The organism is Rhodococcus sp. USK13 (assembly GCF_018343855.1).
In the GTDB taxonomy this organism is placed as follows: Bacteria; Actinomycetota; Actinomycetes; order Mycobacteriales; family Mycobacteriaceae; genus Rhodococcus_F; species Rhodococcus_F oxybenzonivorans.
Genome location: NZ_CP069242.1, coordinates 3,943,403 through 3,961,480 on the forward strand (window position 1 = coordinate 3,943,403; position 18,078 = coordinate 3,961,480).

The following is an 18,078-nucleotide window of genomic DNA, read 5'->3' on the forward strand; positions in this document are numbered from 1 at the left end:
GCTAATCGCCGTTCTGGGTCTTGAGCTGCGCGACACCGGCCGGCGGCAGGCCCGCGGCGTAAGCCAGTACCTCGCAGAACGCCTCGACGTGGGCCGCCAGTTCGACGGACGTCGCGGTCCACGACGCGCGGAGTTCCAATTGGTGTGCGTGTGGTGGTCCGGCGATGTCGCCATAGCGGACGGACGTGGTGGCGGTGACCGTGCCACCGAGCGCAGTGAGTGGTTCCGACCGCGACTCGAGGGCATCGACGAGCCAGCTCCACGCGACCTCGGGAAGCAGCGGGTCCGCCGCGACAGCGGCATCGAGGTCGGCCTGGATGTAGGCAACCAGCCGCATCGTGCCGTTCCAGGCCTCGTCGCCCTCCGGGTCGTAGAGGAGGATCAGCCGGCCGAACGCGTCGCCCTCGCTCTGTTCGGCAACGACACCGGTGTCCTCGTGCACGACTTCCGCGCCGACGGCGTAGCTGAACGGCGCCAGTCGCTGAGGGGGCCGGATGGGGCCCAGCTCGATGTCCGCACGAACCTGCGCGGAGTTCATCGCGTCGACGGCGGCGCGGAACTCGGCGGGTTCGGCGCGCGATCCCGAAGTCGTCACAGCTCGGGACGTTAGACCCGGACGTTCGCATCTCGTCGGAGGCGCGCCGAGCAGGGCCGATCGGCGACGGCGCGAGGACATGGCAGCATGAGAGCTGCCGAAATACGAGCCGGCAGAGAGCGTGAGGACCGATGAGCGGGTTGGAAAGCACGAATGCAGGCATGGCCGAGCGGGCCACGTTCACCTCGAGGAGGGTGCTTCCCGACGCACCGTTCCTCGCGGCCGCGAACGGTCGCACGCCGAGCCACCGTCCTGTCTGGTTCATGCGGCAGGCGGGGCGCTCGCTGCCCGAGTACCGCAAGATCAGGGCGGGCATCGGAATGCTCGAGTCGTGCTTCGACCCTGCGCTGGTCAGTGAGATCACCATGCAGCCGGTGCGCCGCCACGGTGTCGATGCCGCGATTCTCTTCTCCGACATCGTCGTGCCGCTCAAAGCGGCCGGTATCGACCTGGACATCGTGGCGGGAACGGGGCCCGTGGTGGCCAACCCGGTTCGATCGATCGGGGACGTGGCAGCTCTGCCACGGCTCGTCCCCGAGGAGGTGGGCGCGGTGGCCGAGGCAGTCCGGCTGCTCACGGTCGAACTCGGCTCGACCCCGTTGATCGGCTTCGCGGGTGCCCCCTTCACTCTCGCGTCGTATCTGGTCGAGGGCGGCCCCAGCCGCAACCACGAGCGCACCAAGGCGCTCATGCACTCCGACCCGAAGACGTGGCACGCACTACTGAGCACCCTGGCCGACACCACGATCACGTTCCTGCAGGCCCAGTTGCGCGCCGGGGTGGACGCGGTCCAACTGTTCGACTCGTGGGCGGGCGCACTGTCCCTGGCGGAGTACCGCGAGTTCGTCCTGCCCCACTCGGAACGAGTGTTCGCCGAGATTCAGAGCGCCGGAGTTCCGCGAATCCACTTCGGTGTGGGTACCGGCGAACTGCTCGGTGCGATGGGGGAAGCGGGTGCCGACGTGGTAGGCGTCGACTGGCGGATTCCCCTGGACGTCGCGGCCCGTCGCGTCGGCCCGGGTAAGGCGCTGCAGGGCAACCTGGATCCTTCCGTGCTGTTCGCCGGACCGGCGGCCGTCGAGAAGCAGGTCCGCCGGATCGTGTCGGAGGCCGATGCTGCGATGGCATCCGGGACGACCGGTCACGTCTTCAACCTCGGTCACGGCGTTCTGCCCGACACCGACCCGGGAGTCCTCACCGCCGTCGTCGAGTTGGTGCACTCGCTGTGACGGTGTCGTCGCCGAATGTGCTCGTGGTCGGCGGCGGCATCTCCGGCCTGGTCGCGGCGTACCGCCTGCGTCAGCAATTGGGCGACGGAGCGCGCATCACCCTCGCGGAGGGTGCCGGGCGACTCGGCGGCAAGCTGCGCACGGACTTACTGGCGGGGGAGCCCCTCGATCTGGGGGCGGAGGCCTTCATCGCACGACGCCCTGAGGTGCCTGCGCTACTGGCCGAATTGGGCCTGACCGAGCAACTTGTGCATCCGGCGGGCCTGCGTCCGCTCATCTGGTCCCAGGATTCGCTGCACCCGTTGCCGCAGAACACGCTGATGGGCATCCCCGCCCGGCCCGAAGATCTCGCCGGACTGGTCGACCACGGGACACTCGCCCGGATCGAGGAGGAGTCGGAGCTGCCCCTGCGCTGGGTTCGCGGCTCCGACGTTGCGGTGGGTTCGCTGGTGGGCGAGCGGTTCGGGGAGCAGGTCGTGCGGCGCTCGGTCGATCCGCTGCTCGGAGGCGTGTATTCGGGTCTTGCGGACACGATCGGAGTGCGGGCCGCCCTGCCCACACTTGCCGCCGCCCTCGATCGCGGAGCGACAAGCTTGTCTGCCGCCGTGGCGGCGGCGCTTCCTCCGCCCTCCGCCGGGCCGGTCTTCGGGGCATTGCGCGACGGCTACGGCGTTCTCCTCGACGCGCTCGCAGCCGCCGCACGCGCGCACGTCGTCCACGAACAGATACGGAGCATCACCCGCGAGTGCGGCGGCTGGTCGGCCGATCCGGTCGGGCTCGTGGACGGCATCGTCCTCGCCGTACCCGCACCGCAACTGGCGGACCTGCTCGCCGAGATCGCGCCTGGTGCGGCTGCGGCCGCCGGGCTCATTCCCCTCGCCTCCTCTGCTGTTGTGGCGTTGGCTCTTCCCGCCGCGGCGGACCTACCGCAGAACTCGGGAATCCTCGTCGCAACCGACGCGTCGCTCGCGGCCAAGGCCTTCACGCTGTCCAGCCGGAAATGGCCCCATCTCGCCGGTCGGGACGTGGCAGTGGTCCGCGCGTCGTTCGGCAGGTTCGGTGACGCCGGCATCGTCGATGCGCCCGACGCGGATCTCGTCGCGGCGGCGCGACGCGACCTCGGTACGGTCACCGGAGTAACGGACGAACCGGTGGCGGCGCGGGTCCAGCGGTGGTACGGCGGATTGCCGCAGTACGGCCCCGGGCACCTCGACCGGGTGGCCGAGATCGAGCGCGACATCGCAGGTCTGGACGGTGTCGAGGTGTCCGGCGCGTTGCTCCACGGGGTGGGTGTTCCCGCCTGTGTCGCCTCTGCGACGACGGCGGCTACACGCCTCGCCGAGCGAGTGGCACGATAGACCCATGGCACGCCTCGACTTCGACGCATTGAACTCTGAAATCCGCTACCTGATGTTCTCCGTGTTCCAGGTGGAACCCGGTGTTCTCGGGGACGACCGGGAAGCTGTGATCAAGGAGGCTCGGATCTTCTTCGAGGCTCAGGCGGAGAAGGGGGTCGTCGTCCGCGGACTCTACGACGTGGCCGGTCTTCGCGCCGATGCGGACTTCATGATCTGGACCCATTCGCCGAGCATCGAGGCGCTGCAGGCCACGTACTCCGACTTCCGGCGCACCACCGCGCTCGGGCGGGCGAGCGCACCCGTGTGGAGCAATGTGGCCTGCCACCGCCCTGCCGAGTTCAACAAGAGCCACATCCCCGCCTTCCTTGCGGGGGAGGACCCGGGCAACTACATCTGCGTGTACCCGTTCGTGCGGTCCTACGAGTGGTACCTCCTGCCGGACGAGGAGCGCCGCAAGATGCTCGCCGACCACGGCATGGCCGCCCGCGCCTACAAGGACGTCCGCGCCAACACCGTGCCCTCGTTCGCGTTGGGGGACTACGAGTGGATCCTCGCGTTCGAGGCGCCCGAGCTGTACCGCATCGTCGATCTCATGCGCGATCTCCGGGCCACCGAGGCACGCCTGCACGTCCGGGAGGAAGTACCGTTCTTCACCGGTCCCCGGGTGGATGTGGAGAAGCTCGTCACGGCTCTTCCGTGATCCACCGCACCATCCATGAGTGACGTCGACGAGGCGGACCGCGGGGTCCGCTACCAGCACATGTCCCATTGGGGGATGTTCGAGGCCGAGGTGTCGGACGGCGAGGTCGTCGCGGTTCACCCGTATTCGGGTGACTCGGACCCGTCGCCGGCGCTGGGCAACATCGCCGGTTCGGTCCGCAACAAGGCGCGCATCACCGGCCCTGCCGTGCGGCGCGGCTGGCTCGAGAACGGACCCGGCCCCAGCAGTGCCCGCGGCTCGGACGAGTTCGTGTCCGTCGACTGGGAAGAGCTGACGGAGCGCCTTTCCGGTGAACTGCGCCGAGTGATCGACACGTACGGCAACAGCGCGATCTTCGGCGGCTCCTACGGATGGGCCAGCGCCGGACGGTTCCACCACGCGCAAAGCCAGGTGCACCGGTTCCTCAACTCGCTCGGTGGCTACACACGGTCCGTCCACAGTTACTCACTCGGTGCGACGGGCGTGATCATGCCCCGCGTCGTCGGTACGCACTGGAAGTTGTTCGCACGGTCGACGTCCTGGAAGGTCATCGCCGAGCACACCGAACTTCTGGTGTGCTTCGGCGGTGTCCCGCTGAAGAACACCGGAGTGAACCACGGCGGCACGAGCGACCACCCGACACGAGGCGCGCTGGACGCGCTCCGGCGTCGCGGTGGCTGCATCGTGTCCTTCAGTCCGCTGCGTGACGACCTCCACGGCGCCGCGGAACGGCACGCACCCGTCCCCGGCACCGATGTCGCCATCATGCTCGCCCTCGCCTACGTTCTGGCGACGGAAGGCCTGCACGACACGGCGTTCCTGGCAAGCCATTGCGTCGGTTACGACCGTTTCGAGGAGTACCTACTCGGACGTTCCGACGGAGTGCCCAAATCGCCGGCGTGGGCGGAGCAGATTTCGGGAATCGCCGCAGACGAACTGGTGGTACTGGCACGACGGATGGCGGCGAGCCGGACCATGGTGACCGTCACGTGGTCGTTGCAGCGCGTGCGGCACGGGGAGCAGGCGCCGTGGATGGGCGTCACTCTTGCTGCGATGCTCGGACAGGTCGGTCTGCCCGGCGGGGGCTTCGGCCATGGCTACGGTTCGATGAACGAGCCGGGCCTCGCACCCGTGCCGTACCCCCTGCCCACCCTGCCGCAGGGACTCAACCCGGTCCCGGACTTCATCCCGGTGGCGGCGGTCTCGGACATGCTCCTGAATCCGGGAGCACCCTTCGACTACGACGGTCAGCGGCTGACCTATCCGGATATCCGAATGCTGTACTGGGCTGGGGGAAACCCGTTCCACCACCATCAGGATCTCGGCCGGCTCAGGCGGGCCCTGGCACGCCCCGAGACGATCGTGGTCCACGAGCCGTACTGGACCCCGATGGCACGGCACGCCGACATCGTGGTGCCGTCCACCACGTCGCTCGAGCGGGACGACATCAGCTGCACCCGCAACGACCCGCTGCTCGTCGCCATGCACGCCGCGGTGTGCCCGTACGCCGATGCCCAGGACGATTACGACACATTCAGCGCACTCGCCCGCAGGCTGGGCGTCGGCGAGAAGTTCACCGAAGGACGCTCGTCGCAGCAATGGCTCGAGCATCTCTACGAACAATGGCGCGGATTCGTTCGGGCGGACGGCGGCCCGGCGCCGAGCTTCGACGACTTCTGGACAAACGGGCAGGTGCGGATGCGCACCGAAGACGACCTCGTGCTGTTCGGCGATTTCCGTGCCGACCCGGCCACGTACCCACTCGCGACACCCAGCGGTCGCATCGAGATCTTCTCGGCAGACATCGACAGCTTCGGTTACGCGGACTGCGCCGGCCATCCACGCTGGTACGAGCCGGAGGAATGGCTCGGTGGCGATCGAGCACAGCAGTATCCACTGCACCTGATCGCCAATCAGCCGCGGAGTCGGCTGCACAGCCAACTCGATCACGGCGCGACCAGCCGGGAATCGAAGATCAAGGGCCGCGAACCGCTCCGGATCCACCCCGACGATGCCGCGGCTCGCGGCATCGTCGCCGGTGACGTCGTCCGGGTCTACAACGATCGCGGCTCCTGCCTCGCCGGTGTCGTGGTGGACGACGGTGTCCGGCGAGGCGTGGTGCAGTTGTCGACGGGCGCCTGGTACGACCCGCTCGACCCCACCGACCCGGAGTCGCTGTGCGTGCACGGCAACCCGAACGTGTTGACCGCGGACGTGGGCAGTTCTTCACTGTCCCGCGGCTGCACGGGCCAGCACGTGCTGGTGCAGATCGAACGCTATCTGGACGAGCTGCCGCCGATTCGCGCCTTCGACCCGCCGACGATCACTTCTCGGTCGGCTCGAGGACCAGCGAAATGGAGTTGATGCAGTAACGCTGGTCGGTCGGGGTGGGGTAGCCCTCGCCTTCGAAGACGTGACCGAGATGGCTGTGGCACGTCTTACAGATGACCTCGACGCGGCGCATACCCAGCGACGTGTCCTCGCGGAGAATGACGGCATCGGAATCGGCGGGGTCGAAGAACGACGGCCACCCGCAATGGGATTCGAATTTCTCGGTACTGCGGAACAACTCCGCGCCACATGCCCGGCAGTGGTACACACCCTCGGTTGTCGTGTCGGTGTATTCACCCACGTAGGGACGTTCGGTTCCGGCCTGCCGCAGTACCGCGTATTCCTCGGGCGTCAGCTTCTCCCGCCATTCACTGTCGGAGAGGACGACCTTCGGTGCGGACTGAGTGGGATCCTTCTGCTGCGAACTCATGGCTCCACGCTAATACGTTTCGCGTTCGCGGGTCCGCAGCGCCCGGCGAGTCGGCTACGACTTGGCGACAGCCGACTCCGTTTCCGGTTCCGGTTCCGGTTCCGGTTCCGGTTCGAGCTCGGGTTCCGTCGACGGGGTCTTCGGGCGAGGTTCGAGGAGGAACCCCGGATCTATGCCTTGGTCCAGCCGACCCTCACGCTTGGCGGTGACGTAACGGACTGCGAGCACCCCGAAAATGACGATCAACAGCAGACTCCACCCGAGGGTGGTCTTCATGTATTCGGCGGTGCGGCCCGCCTCGACGAACCGTCCCGACAGCCAACTGTCGTAACTGAGGAACCCGTACACCGCCAGCCACGCGGGCCAATTTCGCATCACCGAGTTCTTCAGTACCACTGACATGACGAGCGGGAACAGCATCATCGAGTAGTACATCTGGCCCAGCGAACCGAGCAGCCAGGACGCGGTCAGCAGGACACCGGACGTGGTCACCACGAAGAACAGTTCGTCATGCCGGTAATAGCGGTACAGCAGCCACAGGGACCCCGCCACCAGTGCGGCGAAACTTCCACGGAGCGTGAAGATCATCCACGTCGGGAGACCGTAGTACCTGCCGTTGCCCACGATCGCGCTGTTGAAGTAGTCGCGCGACTCCATCAGGTACGGAACGGTGTGGTGAACGAAGTCCATCGGATCCGCCGACAGCGGCCACGCTACGGCGGTGAGGACGAGGGGGATGCCGAGGGCGGTGACGAACACTTTCCACTGCCCGCGGACGAGAGGAAGTAAGAGAAGTGGCGCCAGGATCGGTTTCACCGCGAACGTCAGGCCGATGGCGACGCCGGACCACATGTCCCGTCGCTTCATGAGCAGCACCAGGAACGCAATCTCCCCGAGCAGCACCAGACCGTTGATGTTGGTGAAGACCAGCGTGTTCGTGACGGTTTCCGACGAAAACGTCGCGAAGAGGAGGATCGGGGCGGCGATCGAGTTCAGACCCAGGCCGAACAACCGCAGCAGCAGGTACAACGCGATGACGATGGCAATCGTGTTGGCCAGGATGAACAGCCACCGCGACTTCTCGGGGTCGATGATCGCGATCGGTGCCATCAGCAGCGTTCCGGACGGCGGATACAAGTAGTGCGGGTCCACCCAGTCGAAATTGGCGGTGTAGACGGGTCGGCGGTTGAGGAACGCCAGGGCGGCGTTGTAGACCGGCCGGAAGTCGTCGGTGATGTAGCCGTTGACCGCCTTGACAACCACTCGATGCAGCACGGTCATGACGGCGATCGGCCACAACGCGAAGTTGATGACCTCGTGAGGAGTCCGCCCGGTGCGCGGTTCGAGATGTCGAAGGAACACCACGGCACGGTACACCGGCTAGCCGTGACATGCGGTCACGCACCCCCTGCGGGTGTCGGGCCCGGTCACCGGCTAGGCGGGGCAGGCGCTGCCGTCGGGGGGCAGTGTTCCGTCGGCGAGATACGAGACGATGGCCTTCTGCGCGCAGTCCGAGTGGGTGGCCGGGTGACCCCGGCCGTGCCACGTCAGGGTCGCGGTGGTGGCGCCCGCGCTGCCCACTGCCCCGGTGACGGTGCCGACGCCGGCGTTACCGACGACGGGGTCGGCCGCGCCGCTGAGCACGAGCACGGGCATCGCGAGGTCACCGGGGAGCGCGGGCGGTGCGGTCGCAGGCCACGACGTGCACAACAGGAGGCCGACGGCCGCATCGGGGCCGAACAAAGGGAAGTGTTCACCCCACACGCGCTGGAGTTCGCGTACGCGATCCGGGGCAGGCCACTGCTGCCCGTCCGTGCATCGGGTGATGAACTGGCCGTCGGATTCGTAGGCCGCCTCCGCCTGCGCTGCGAGGGCCAGAAGCGGCGCGGTGTTGCCGGCGGTCGCGGCCGACACGGCGTCGGACAATATGCGTACCCGGCCCTGCTGGTCGCCTCCGGCTGTGCCCAGTACTCCCGAGATCGCCGTGAGTAGCGCGTTCGACGACACCCCGGGGATCCGACCGGCCGCGGCCGCGGCCACGGCTGCGGTGACCGCCGCTCGCGGGTCGGGGCCGAGGGAACAGTTCAGTGCGGTGCACTGCCGGGCGAAGGCGTCGAACGCCGCTTCCTGCCCGGCCACCTGCTGCTCGGTGGCGGTCGCGGCGTCCACGGTGGTCACCGCGGGGGAGTCGAGGACGAGCCGGCCGACCCGTCCCGGGTATTCGGCGGCGTAGCTCAATGCAACGGCGCTCCCGTTTCCGGTGGCCAGTATCCCGAGGGAGTCGACCTCCCACGTGCGGCGCAGCTGTTCGATGTCATCTGCGGCGTGGGTGCTGTCGAAGGCGAGTTCTTGCGGTTGCAGATAATCGGTGCAGGCGATGGTGGCATCTCGCCCGAGAGCGGCCACCTTGTCGACCTGGTCGCCGGCACCCGGATCGAATTGTGCGAGGTCGGCCAGCCTGCGCCGAAGGTCGGAGGTCGGCGGCGAAAGGCATTCGATTTTCTGTGACGACGCGATTCCGCGGCGATCGACGGCGACAACCGGACGCGTCGAGAGCAAAGTCGCCAACCCTCCCGTACTCAGCGCGGCGAGCGTCGACGTCGACGACCGGTCCGACCCGGACGTCAGGACGAGGGGGGCGGCGTTTGCCGGGGTGTCCGCGAGTCGCGCCCGCATCGCGCCCATGGTGAACGATCCGGGAAGGACTCCGCTCTCGTCGACGGCCGACTCGTACGACGCGCACTCGAAGATCAGACCCGAAGGCGCCACCACTCCGGGGCCCAGCGTCTCGAGGGTGCCCGGGGTGCAGTCCGTCCACGTGAGGTCCGTCTTCGGAACCTGCAACTGGGGCGGGGGAGCGTCGGCGTTCTCGGACTCGGTCGGGGTGGGTTCGCTGCCGCCGCCCTCGCGTTCGACGGCGACGTGCGGCCGGTTCGACGGTCCGGCTCCACACGCACTGCACACCACGAGAACCAGTGCGAGCAACCCCAATCTGCGCATGCCGGACAGCCTGCCAGGTTCCTTCACGGGCGGGGAAGCCGCACCCAGCGTGTCAGAACCGTGCCGTCGGTGTCGGCGAGGACGTGCGCAGGTGTCATCGAGACCGTGGCGACGTGGGGGGAGGTGGCGAGGCGCCCGGCGGTTCCCCCCACCAGGACGGGTGCCGTGGTGAGGCAGAGTTCGTCGACGAGGTCGTCGGCCACGAGCTGTCCGAACAGGCTCGGCCCGCCCTCACAGAGAATTCTGCGCAGTCCCAGTCCCTCCACTGCGGCGATCACCTCAGGGCCTGTGATCTCCGAACCGCCCGTGCGAACGACGTGAGCACCGGCCTCGGCGAGGGCAGCCACCCGAACCGGATCGGCGGCGGCGCAGGTGATCACGATGGGCGCCACCTCGGTATCGGTGAACAGTCGGGCGTCGGCGTCGAGGTGTGCCCTTGCCGACACGACCGCAATCGGCGGGACGGCGGACAATCCCGATGCGATACGGCGTTGCCTGCCGTCCGCGTCGATTCGCACGCCACCGTAGTTTTCGGCGCGGACGGTTCCGGCTCCCACCAGGACGACGTCGGCCGCCTCCCGAAGGGTGTCGAACACCTTCTTGTCGGCGGGCGTTCCGAGTGTTCCGCTCACACCACCGACAGAGACGGCTCCGTCGATGCTGCACACGAAATTCGCCCGCACCCACGGTCGCGGCATCTCCACCGGGTACGCATACAGCTCACGCAGGGCGTCCCCGGTCAATTCACCGGCATCCGTCCCCGGCTGCGCGGAGTCCGATGTGAGGTAGGTCGCAATATGCACACGCTGCATGTTAGTGATCACAACACGTGGATACCCTGCTTGTATGCATGCACGTCTTGTCGATCGCAGCCCCGTGGTGCCGGCTGATCAGTTGGTCGCTCAAATGGTGCCCCCGGCCATGTTCGACGAGGTGAGCTTCGCGTCGTACATCCCCGACCCCGCCGAGCCCAGCCAGGCCGTGGCCGTTCAGAAGGCCGAGGAGTTCTCGAAGAAGGTCGGCAAGATCCGCAGCGGCGGCCGACGTGGCCTCTTCGGGAAGAAGACGCCGTCCACCGGTGCCGGTCTCTACCTCGACGGTGGGTTCGGCGTCGGCAAGACCCATCTGCTCGCGTCGATCTACCACAGCGTCCCGTCGCCGAAGGCATTCGGCACCTTCGTCGAACTGACCCACGTGGTCGGCGCGCTGGGGTTCAACAAGGCGGTCGAGCAGCTTTCCGACCACAGTGTCCTCTGCATCGACGAGTTCGAACTCGACGATCCGGGTGACACCATGCTCGTGTCCCGGTTGCTGTCCGAGCTGTCCGCGCGTGGTGTGTCCATCGTCGCGACGTCGAACACCCTTCCCGGCCAGCTCGGTGAGGGCCGCTTCGCCGCGCAGGACTTCCTGCGGGAGATCAAGAAACTTGGCTCGATCTTCGAGACCATCCGGGTGGATGGCCCCGACTACAGGCACCGCGACCTGCCGCCGGCGCCCGACCCGATCTCCTCGGAGGAGCTCCTCGAGCGTGCCGACGCCATCCCCGGTGCCACACTCGACGACTTCGATGCGCTGTGTGCCCACCTGAGCACCCTGCACCCGTCGCGATACAACAAGCTGGTCGAGGGCATCCCGGCAGTGTTCCTGGACGGTGTCCATCCGGCCGACGACCAGTCGGTGGCTCTGCGGCTCGTGGTTCTCGCGGACCGCCTGTACGACGCCAGCATCCCCGTGACGGTGGCGGGCGCGAAGCTCGACTCCATCTTCACGCCCGAGATGCTCGCCGGCGGGTATCGCAAGAAGTATCTCCGCGCCACCTCACGGCTCCTCGCGTTGTCGCGCTTCGAGGTAGCCGCGAACTGAGCCGGCAGGCTCAGAGGGCCCGCTGCATCACGAAATCGTGGTGTAGCTGCGACCCGACCAGGAAGGTCTTCGTCCCGACGGTCTCGAAGCCGTGCTTCTCGTAGAAACGCTGGGCGCGCAGGTTCTCCTGATTGACTCCGAGCCACAGTCCCGCACAATCCCCGGCAACGGCGCGCTCGACGATGGCGTTCATCAGCGCGGACGCGACTCCGGTGCCGTGATTGCCCGGCAGCACATACAGCTTGCTGATCTCGGTGACGGGACGCAGTGACACGCTCCGGGCCACCTCGGGATCTGCAGGTTCTCCGTCGATCAACATTGCATAGCCGACGATGGCGCCTTCGTGGGTCACCTTGAGCACGGTGCGGCGCGGGTCTGTGAGGTACTCGGAAAATCGTTCCGCCGACAGCACATCATCGATGAAGGTGGCGATGTCGTCCTGGGTGGCGCCGGGTGGGCAGGCGAGCGGAAACGTCGCCGCCGCTACGTCGGCGATCGCCTCGGAGTCCCAAATCCCCGCGGAATTTATTTCGACCGTCACCGTTCAGTCACCGCGTCTTTCCTGTTCTTCACCATTATGTGCGTACTGTCCCGTAGCTGCGTCCTCACCGCAATCTGCCACGCCCTGTGCGGCGTGTGAAACCGACCGTATGCGATGCTTCGTTGTCGACTGCGCAGAGTCCGGCGCAAGGAGAAAATGACAGCCCGAATCGGTGACCGTCCGGGAATTCTGTTCGACGGAGGTGACCCGGAACAAGACTGAGCCCCAGCCTTGGATGGGGGGTCATGGCTGGGGCTCATTGCCATCGGGGGGGTGGATGGCACGTTCGACGATACATGAGGATTTCCTCACGTTCCAGGCTCGTGGATAACAATTTCGTCACCGGGAAGATATGCGGCCGGATTCCCGATGAGGTAGCAGGTTGTCCTTCGGGACGATCCTCGCCTAGAGTGTCTTCCCATGCAGCGCATTCTCGTAGTTCTCCGCCGTAGCGGGGTCTGATACGGACCGACCCCTCGCTGCGGGTCGTTGAGCTACGCGTTGGTCCTCCCGTCACTTTCAGGAAGACCACGAGAATGATCACCTCCACTTCGTTTGCCGCAACTTGTCGCACGTCGAGCAGCGCCGCCGATCCCTTCGCGACACGTCACGGAAAGCCGCTCCCCCGCGAATTCGCGGACGAGGCAGCCGGGATGAGCTGGACCGTGTTCGAGAGCCTGTATGCGCCGATGTCCGGCCCGTTCCGTCTCGGTCGGTGGTCCGAAAAGAAAGCCGCCCCGGGCCTGTGGGTCTTCGAGGCGACCTTGGGTATCGGAGAATCGATCTGCACGATGAGCGCACTCGCGCCGGGCCCGGTGTCCGCGATGACGTCGATGCTCTACGACGCCGGATGTTCGATCGAGATCCTCGCCTTCCACCAGCATCGAATCGGGCACCGCACGGCAACCTTCCTGAGGTGCGAGGCGGGGGGAGTGCGACTGTGGACGATGGGAATCGGTGAATCCGACACCGAGTCGGCGCTGCGCGCGATGATTTCCGGCGCAAACAGGGTGCACTCGGCGTGACAGACAGCGGTTCGGCCCCGGTCGTATGACCGGGGCCGAACCGCTGGGAATGTCTTTTCGGATGAACCGAAGAGATGGTGCGCGATACTGGGATTGAACCAGTGACCTCTTCCGTGTCAGGGAAGCGCTCTCCCGCTGAGCTAATCGCGCGAGATCGAGAAGAAATGGAGCGGACGACGGGATTCGAACCCGCGACCCCAACCTTGGCAAGGTTGTGCGCTACCAGCTGCGCCACGTCCGCATGCGTGAAAACCCCCGAGTCCGGGGGAGTCCACTGTCGTGCAAGTACTACAGTCCTACGATCTATCTCGGTGCGCGATACTGGGATTGAACCAGTGACCTCTTCCGTGTCAGGGAAGCGCTCTCCCGCTGAGCTAATCGCGCGAGGTGGAGACGGGAATCGAACCCGTGTGCACGGCTTTGCAGGCCGTTGCCTCACCACTCGGCCACTCCACCGTGAAGGTTGAGTCCAACCTCTCGAGCGGACGACGGGATTCGAACCCGCGACCCCAACCTTGGCAAGGTTGTGCGCTACCAGCTGCGCCACGTCCGCATGCACCGTGTAACTCGCGGAGAATGTTCTCCGTGGTGCGGTTGAGAACATTAGCCGACCATGCCTGTTAGTTACAAATCTGCAGGTCATGAGTGCTGCCGGGCTTCGGGGCGCATCCAGGAAGCAGTGGTCTGTGCGGGTGACCGCGAATCACCACGACGTGATTTTCGTTCGGCCGGTCCGTCGTGTTAATGTTCCAACTCGTTCGAGCGCGAGCAAGTTGCCTCGGTCCCGTGGCTCAGTGGAAGAGCGTCCCGTTCACACCGGGGAGGTCGCTGGTTCGATCCCAGCCGGGACCACCGAGAACACGAAGAGGGCGTTTCCGGGAATTCGGAGACGCCCTTTTCTGCGTGCGCCCTCACGTGCCGATATTCGGTTGTCCGGGTACACGGAAACGGCGAACAATGACAGGGCAGGCCGAACTGCACCCGCGGTGGCCGCTGTCGAAGGATCGAAGTCGAATGTTTCCCGTCACCCTCGAAGGCACTGCAGCGCCGACCTTGATGTGGGCGGAAGAACGGACCATAGAGCCGGCTGCACTTGCCCAGCTCCGCACCATGGCAGACCTGCCGTGGGTCCATGGTGTCCGAGTCATGCCCGACGTCCATGTCGGTAAGGGCGCGACGGTCGGCTCCGTCATCGCGATGCGTCAGGCTGTCGCACCTGCCGCCGTGGGGGTCGACATCGGCTGCGGCATGACAGCGGTCAGGACCGATGTCACCGCCGACGACCTACCGGACAGTCTGCGGTCGCTGCGCGCGCGCATCGAGCGTGCGGTTCCGGTGGGATTCGCCATGCACGAAAAGTCCCTCGACACCGGTGCCCTCTCGGTGTCCGGCGCCGGCGTCCACAAGGGATGGACGCGATTCTGGCAGGAGTTCCGCGATCTGCACCCGGGCGTGCAGTCTCGTGAATCGAAGGCGATGAAGCAGATCGGAACGCTCGGCGGCGGGAATCACTTCATCGAGGTGTGTCTGTCCGACGCAGACGAGGTGTGGCTCATGCTTCACTCCGGATCCCGCAACATCGGGAAGGAACTGGCCGAGCGACACATCGCGGTGGCGCGGACATTGCAGCACAACCAGAGGCTGGTCGATCGTGATCTCGCGGTCTTTCTCGCAGGTACACCCGAGATGGACGCCTACCGCCACGACCTGTCGTGGGCCCAGGAATACGCGGCCCGCAACCGCGCCGTCATGCTCGCCCTGATCATGCAGGCATTCCGGGACGCTCTGCCGACTCGACCCGTCCGTTTCGACGATCCGATCTCGTGCCACCACAACTATGTGTCCGAGGAGGTCGTCGACGGGGAGACGATGCTCGTGACCCGCAAGGGTGCTATTCGCGCCGGGAAGGGAGATCTCGGTCTCATTCCCGGCTCCATGGGCACCGGTTCGTACGTGGTGCGGGGACTGGGGTCGGAACTGTCCTTCAACTCCGCGTCGCACGGTGCCGGTCGAACCATGAGCCGTACGAAGGCGAAGAAGCGTTTCACGGTCGACGACTTGAGGCGTCAAACGTCCGGCGTCGAGTCGCGTAAGGACGCAGGGGTGATCGACGAGATCCCGGCCGCGTACAAGGACATCGAGCAGGTGATTGATGCGCAGGCCGATTTGGTCGAGGTCGTGGCACATCTGCGGCAGGTCGTGTGTGTGAAGGGCTAGACCAGAACTGACGGCGCGACCGTGCGGCGGGCACTGGGTAGGGTGGATGATGGCAGTTTCACTCGCGCCTCCGTGCCTGCTTCGTCACGGATCGCCGTTCACACTGGGTCGACACACGAGGGGCAGGTAGATCGTGAGCACCGGGGAAGTCCGGCCGGACGAGGCCGACCGTGCCGACAAGGCCGACACGGAGGGTCCCGACCCTGTCGACACCGAGGATTCCGACCTGTCGCCGTTCCAGGAGGCGGAGAGCCGCTGGAAGCGGTGGCGCGCTCGGATCGCCGCCAAGCCGAGTCTGAACCTCGGTTACCGCATCGCCGTCGGTGTGATCGGCGCCTTGGTGCTGGCCGCCGGCGTGCTGGCAATTCCGTATCCCGGTCCCGGATGGCTGATCGTTTTCGCCGGACTCGGCATTCTGGCGTCCGAGTTCGAGTGGGCCCATCGACTGCTTCGCTTCGCGCGCACGAAGTACGACGCCTTCATGGACTGGTTCTCCCGGCAGTCGCTGCTCGTCAAAGGTGTCGGCGCGGTGCTGACGGGTCTGATCGTGCTGGCCACCCTGTGGTTACTGGGAACGTTCGGTCTGGTCGGGACGTGGATCGGCCTCGACTACCCGTGGCTGGAGAGCCCCCTCTAGCGGACGCATGATTGGGTAGCACAGCTGGGCCGATAGCATGGGCTGGCACATTCTTCATGTCTGCACCGCACACCTCACCTAGGAGAACATCGCTGTGACCACGCCCGCATCCGTCGCCCCCGCCGCCCTTGTCCGGGTGCCCGCAGGGACTACGGCCGGAACCGCGGTTCGGGAAGCCGGTTACCCGAGCAAGGGTCCGGACGTCGTCGTCGTGGTCCGTGACGCCGAGGGTCAGCTGAAGGACCTGTCGTGGGTGCCGGATGTAGACACCGACGTCGAGCCGGTGGCCGCGAACACCGAGGACGGGCGCAGCGTCATCCGCCACTCCGCGGCGCACGTCCTCGCGCAAGCCGTGCAGCAGGAGTTTCCCGAGGCCAAGCTCGGCATCGGTCCGCCCATCAAGGACGGCTTCTACTACGACTTCGCGGTCGATCGTCCCTTCACTCCGGAGGATCTCGCGAACCTCGAGAAGCGGATGAAGAAGATCATCAAGGGCTCTCAGCGGTTTTCTCGTCGTGTCGTCGACTCTCTCGACGAGGCTCGCGCGGAGTTGGCGAAGGAACCGTTCAAGCTCGAACTGATCGACGACAAGTCGGGCATCGACGACCCGGAGGTCATGGAAGTCGGCGGCAACGAGCTGACCATCTACGACAACCTGGATCCGCGCACAGGGGAGAAGATCTGGGGCGACCTCTGCCGTGGCCCGCACATCCCCACCACCAAGCACATTCCCGCGTTCAAGCTCACCCGCAGTTCCGCCGCTTACTGGCGAGGTAACCAGGACAACGCCGATCTCCAGCGGATCTACGGCACCGCCTGGGAATCGGCCGAGGCCCAGGAACAGCACCTCGAGCTGCTCGCCGAAGCAGAACGGCGCGACCACCGGAAGTTGGGCGCCGAACTCGATCTCTTCAGTTTCCCCGACGAGCTCGGCTCGGGCCTGCCCGTGTTCCACCCCAAGGGCGGCATCATCCGCACCGAGATGGAGGATTACTCGCGCAAGCGGCACGTCGACGAGGGCTACGAGTTCGTCAACACCCCGCACATCACGAAGGGGCACCTCTACGAGGTGTCGGGTCACCTCGACTGGTACCGGGACGGCATGTTCCCGGCCATGCACATCGACGAGGAATTGAACGAGGACGGCACCGTGCGCAAGCCGGGGCAGGACTACTACCTCAAGCCGATGAACTGCCCGATGCACAATTTGATCTTCCGGTCCCGCGGACGGTCGTACCGGGAATTGCCGTTGCGGCTCTTCGAGTTCGGCTCCGTGTACCGGTACGAGAAGTCGGGTGTCGTACACGGGTTGACCCGCGTGCGCGGCATGACACAAGACGACGCGCACATCTACTGCACCCGCGAGCAGATGCGCGACGAATTGGCCACCACCCTGCAGTTCGTTCTCGGGCTCCTGAAGGATTACGGGCTCGACGACTTCTACCTGGAACTGTCCACCAAGAACCCGGACAAATTCGTCGGTGACGACGCGGTGTGGGAAGAGGCCACGCAGACGCTGGCCGAGGTCGCCGAGGCGTCGGGGCTGAACCTCGTGCCCGACCCCGGGGGCGCCGCTTTCTACGGTCCGAAGATTTCGGTGCAGGTGCAGGACGCCCTGGGTCGGACCTGGCAGATGTCGACCATCCAACTCGACTTCAACCTGCCCGAGCGCTTCGACCTCGAGTACACGGCGAACGACGGCACGAAGAAGCGGCCCGTGATGATCCACCGCGCGTTGTTCGGCTCGATCGAGCGATTCTTCGGTGTGCTGACCGAGCACTACGCAGGTGCGTTCCCGGCCTGGCTTGCACCCGTCCAGGTGGTGGGCATCCCGGTCGCCGAGGCGTTTGCCGATCATCTTTTCGACGTGGTGAAGCAGTTGAAGGCGGCGGGGATTCGCGCGGAGGTCGACGCGAGCGACGACCGGATGCAGAAGAAGATCTTCAACAACACCGCGCAGAAGGTTCCGTTCATGCTCCTCGCGGGTGCCCGCGACGTCGAGGCGGGTGCCGTGAGCTTCCGCTTCCGCGACGGCACTCAGGTGAACGGTGTGGCGGTCGACGATGCCGTTCGGATCGTCACCGAATGGGTCGCGCGCCGTGAGAACGCATCCCCGACCGCGGAGTTGCTCCAACCCGGTGGGAGAGGGTGA

15 protein-coding genes and 6 tRNA genes are annotated in these 18,078 nt (G+C 66.2%); 10 read left to right on the top strand and 11 right to left on the bottom strand.

The annotated features are described in order from the left end of the window. Nucleotide 1 precedes the first annotated feature (1 nt). The gene (locus JQT59_RS20655) at nucleotides 2-595 is read right to left on the bottom strand and encodes a DUF3000 domain-containing protein (protein WP_109330612.1); all 594 of its coding nucleotides are present in this window, start codon (nucleotides 593-595) and stop codon (nucleotides 2-4) included. Between the two features lie 161 nt (nucleotides 596-756). On the opposite strand from JQT59_RS20655, the gene hemE reads away from it, so the two are divergent. Genes hemE through JQT59_RS20675 form a run of 4 tightly spaced genes read left to right on the top strand, consistent with a single transcriptional unit; the run spans nucleotide 757 to nucleotide 6,246 of the window. After that, entirely contained in the window at nucleotides 757-1,824 is a 1,068-nt protein-coding gene (gene hemE, locus JQT59_RS20660; RefSeq protein WP_213577931.1) for a uroporphyrinogen decarboxylase, read from the top strand. Continuing rightward, nucleotides 1,821-3,182: a protoporphyrinogen oxidase gene (locus JQT59_RS20665; protein WP_213571794.1), complete on the top strand. Its 1,362-nt coding sequence runs from the start codon at nucleotides 1,821-1,823 to the stop codon at nucleotides 3,180-3,182. Before hemE ends, JQT59_RS20665 begins: the two co-directional genes overlap by 4 nt. A 4-nt stretch (nucleotides 3,183-3,186) precedes the next feature. Continuing rightward, on the top strand, nucleotides 3,187-3,882 hold the full coding sequence (gene hemQ / locus JQT59_RS20670) for a hydrogen peroxide-dependent heme synthase (protein ID WP_109330606.1): 696 nt from the start codon (nucleotides 3,187-3,189) through the stop codon (nucleotides 3,880-3,882). Nucleotides 3,883-3,897: 15 nt separating this feature from the next. Further along, nucleotides 3,898-6,246 (top strand): molybdopterin-dependent oxidoreductase, encoded by a 2,349-nt coding sequence (locus JQT59_RS20675; RefSeq protein WP_249353697.1) that lies wholly within the window; start codon nucleotides 3,898-3,900, stop codon nucleotides 6,244-6,246. Here JQT59_RS20675 and msrB read toward each other — a convergent pair. From msrB to JQT59_RS20695, 4 genes are all read right to left on the bottom strand, one after another. Beyond that, nucleotides 6,206-6,643 carry a peptide-methionine (R)-S-oxide reductase MsrB gene (gene msrB, locus JQT59_RS20680; protein WP_109330604.1) on the bottom strand — a complete coding sequence of 146 codons (438 nt, stop codon included), beginning with the start codon at nucleotides 6,641-6,643 and terminating at the stop codon, nucleotides 6,206-6,208. The genes JQT59_RS20675 and msrB overlap by 41 nt on opposite strands. A 54-nt stretch (nucleotides 6,644-6,697) precedes the next feature. Next, nucleotides 6,698-8,005, bottom strand: a complete 1,308-nt coding sequence (locus tag JQT59_RS20685) for a glycosyltransferase family 87 protein (protein ID WP_213571795.1) — start codon at nucleotides 8,003-8,005, stop codon at nucleotides 6,698-6,700. A gap of 72 nt (nucleotides 8,006-8,077) precedes the next feature. Then, on the bottom strand, nucleotides 8,078-9,643 hold the full coding sequence (locus JQT59_RS20690) for an alpha/beta hydrolase (protein WP_213571796.1): 1,566 nt from the start codon (nucleotides 9,641-9,643) through the stop codon (nucleotides 8,078-8,080). Nucleotides 9,644-9,666: 23 nt separating this feature from the next. Next, nucleotides 9,667-10,455: a pyrimidine reductase family protein gene (locus tag JQT59_RS20695; protein WP_213571797.1), complete on the bottom strand. Its 789-nt coding sequence runs from the start codon at nucleotides 10,453-10,455 to the stop codon at nucleotides 9,667-9,669. A 34-nt stretch (nucleotides 10,456-10,489) separates the two neighbouring features. Here JQT59_RS20695 and zapE point away from each other — a divergent pair, with 34 nt between their 5' ends. Next, nucleotides 10,490-11,506, top strand: a complete 1,017-nt coding sequence (gene zapE, locus JQT59_RS20700; protein ID WP_109330598.1) for a cell division protein ZapE — start codon at nucleotides 10,490-10,492, stop codon at nucleotides 11,504-11,506. A 10-nt stretch (nucleotides 11,507-11,516) separates the two neighbouring features. Here zapE and JQT59_RS20705 read toward each other — a convergent pair whose 3' ends face one another. Then, nucleotides 11,517-12,047 carry a GNAT family N-acetyltransferase gene (locus JQT59_RS20705; RefSeq protein WP_109330596.1) on the bottom strand — a complete coding sequence of 177 codons (531 nt, stop codon included), beginning with the start codon at nucleotides 12,045-12,047 and terminating at the stop codon, nucleotides 11,517-11,519. A gap of 536 nt (nucleotides 12,048-12,583) precedes the next feature. Here JQT59_RS20705 and JQT59_RS20710 point away from each other — a divergent pair. Next, entirely contained in the window at nucleotides 12,584-13,072 is a 489-nt protein-coding gene (locus JQT59_RS20710) for a 2-isopropylmalate synthase (protein WP_213571798.1), read from the top strand. A 75-nt stretch (nucleotides 13,073-13,147) separates the two neighbouring features. On the opposite strand, the gene JQT59_RS20715 is transcribed toward JQT59_RS20710, so the two are convergent. The 5 genes from JQT59_RS20715 to JQT59_RS20735 form a co-directional block, all read right to left on the bottom strand. Next, nucleotides 13,148-13,222 (bottom strand) — tRNA-Val (locus JQT59_RS20715). A gap of 15 nt (nucleotides 13,223-13,237) precedes the next feature. Further along, nucleotides 13,238-13,313 (bottom strand) — tRNA-Gly (locus JQT59_RS20720). Between the two features lie 71 nt (nucleotides 13,314-13,384). Further along, nucleotides 13,385-13,456 (bottom strand) — tRNA-Val (locus JQT59_RS20725). Between the two features lies 1 nt (nucleotide 13,457). Further along, a tRNA-Cys gene (locus JQT59_RS20730) sits at nucleotides 13,458-13,528 on the bottom strand. A 24-nt stretch (nucleotides 13,529-13,552) separates the two neighbouring features. Next, nucleotides 13,553-13,625, bottom strand: a tRNA-Gly gene (locus JQT59_RS20735). Between the two features lie 227 nt (nucleotides 13,626-13,852). On the opposite strand from JQT59_RS20735, the gene JQT59_RS20740 reads away from it, so the two are divergent. The 4 genes from JQT59_RS20740 (at nucleotide 13,853) to thrS (ending at nucleotide 18,078) form a co-directional block, all read left to right on the top strand. Then, nucleotides 13,853-13,924 (top strand) — tRNA-Val (locus tag JQT59_RS20740). Nucleotides 13,925-14,086: 162 nt separating this feature from the next. Further along, nucleotides 14,087-15,289 carry an RtcB family protein gene (locus JQT59_RS20745; RefSeq protein ID WP_213571799.1) on the top strand — a complete coding sequence of 401 codons (1,203 nt, stop codon included), beginning with the start codon at nucleotides 14,087-14,089 and terminating at the stop codon, nucleotides 15,287-15,289. A 226-nt stretch (nucleotides 15,290-15,515) separates the two neighbouring features. Beyond that, nucleotides 15,516-15,926, top strand: a complete 411-nt coding sequence (locus JQT59_RS20750) for a TIGR02611 family protein (protein WP_213577935.1) — start codon at nucleotides 15,516-15,518, stop codon at nucleotides 15,924-15,926. Between the two features lie 94 nt (nucleotides 15,927-16,020). Beyond that, nucleotides 16,021-18,078, top strand: coding sequence for a threonine--tRNA ligase (gene thrS / locus JQT59_RS20755; RefSeq protein WP_213571800.1), 2,058 nt, complete (start codon nucleotides 16,021-16,023; stop codon nucleotides 18,076-18,078).

Coding starts and splice junctions, on each gene's coding strand:
- hemE (WP_213577931.1), top strand. CDS start 757: ATGGCCGAGCGGGCCACGTTCACCTCGAGGAGGGTGCTTCCCGACGCA.
- hemQ (WP_109330606.1), top strand. CDS start 3,187: ATGGCACGCCTCGACTTCGACGCATTGAACTCTGAAATCCGCTACCTG.
- JQT59_RS20675 (WP_249353697.1), top strand. CDS start 3,898: ATGAGTGACGTCGACGAGGCGGACCGCGGGGTCCGCTACCAGCACATG.
- msrB (WP_109330604.1), bottom strand. CDS start 6,643: ATGAGTTCGCAGCAGAAGGATCCCACTCAGTCCGCACCGAAGGTCGTC.
- JQT59_RS20690 (WP_213571796.1), bottom strand. CDS start 9,643: ATGCGCAGATTGGGGTTGCTCGCACTGGTTCTCGTGGTGTGCAGTGCG.
- JQT59_RS20695 (WP_213571797.1), bottom strand. CDS start 10,455: ATGCAGCGTGTGCATATTGCGACCTACCTCACATCGGACTCCGCGCAG.
- zapE (WP_109330598.1), top strand. CDS start 10,490: ATGCATGCACGTCTTGTCGATCGCAGCCCCGTGGTGCCGGCTGATCAG.
- JQT59_RS20710 (WP_213571798.1), top strand. CDS start 12,584: ATGATCACCTCCACTTCGTTTGCCGCAACTTGTCGCACGTCGAGCAGC.
- JQT59_RS20745 (WP_213571799.1), top strand. CDS start 14,087: ATGTTTCCCGTCACCCTCGAAGGCACTGCAGCGCCGACCTTGATGTGG.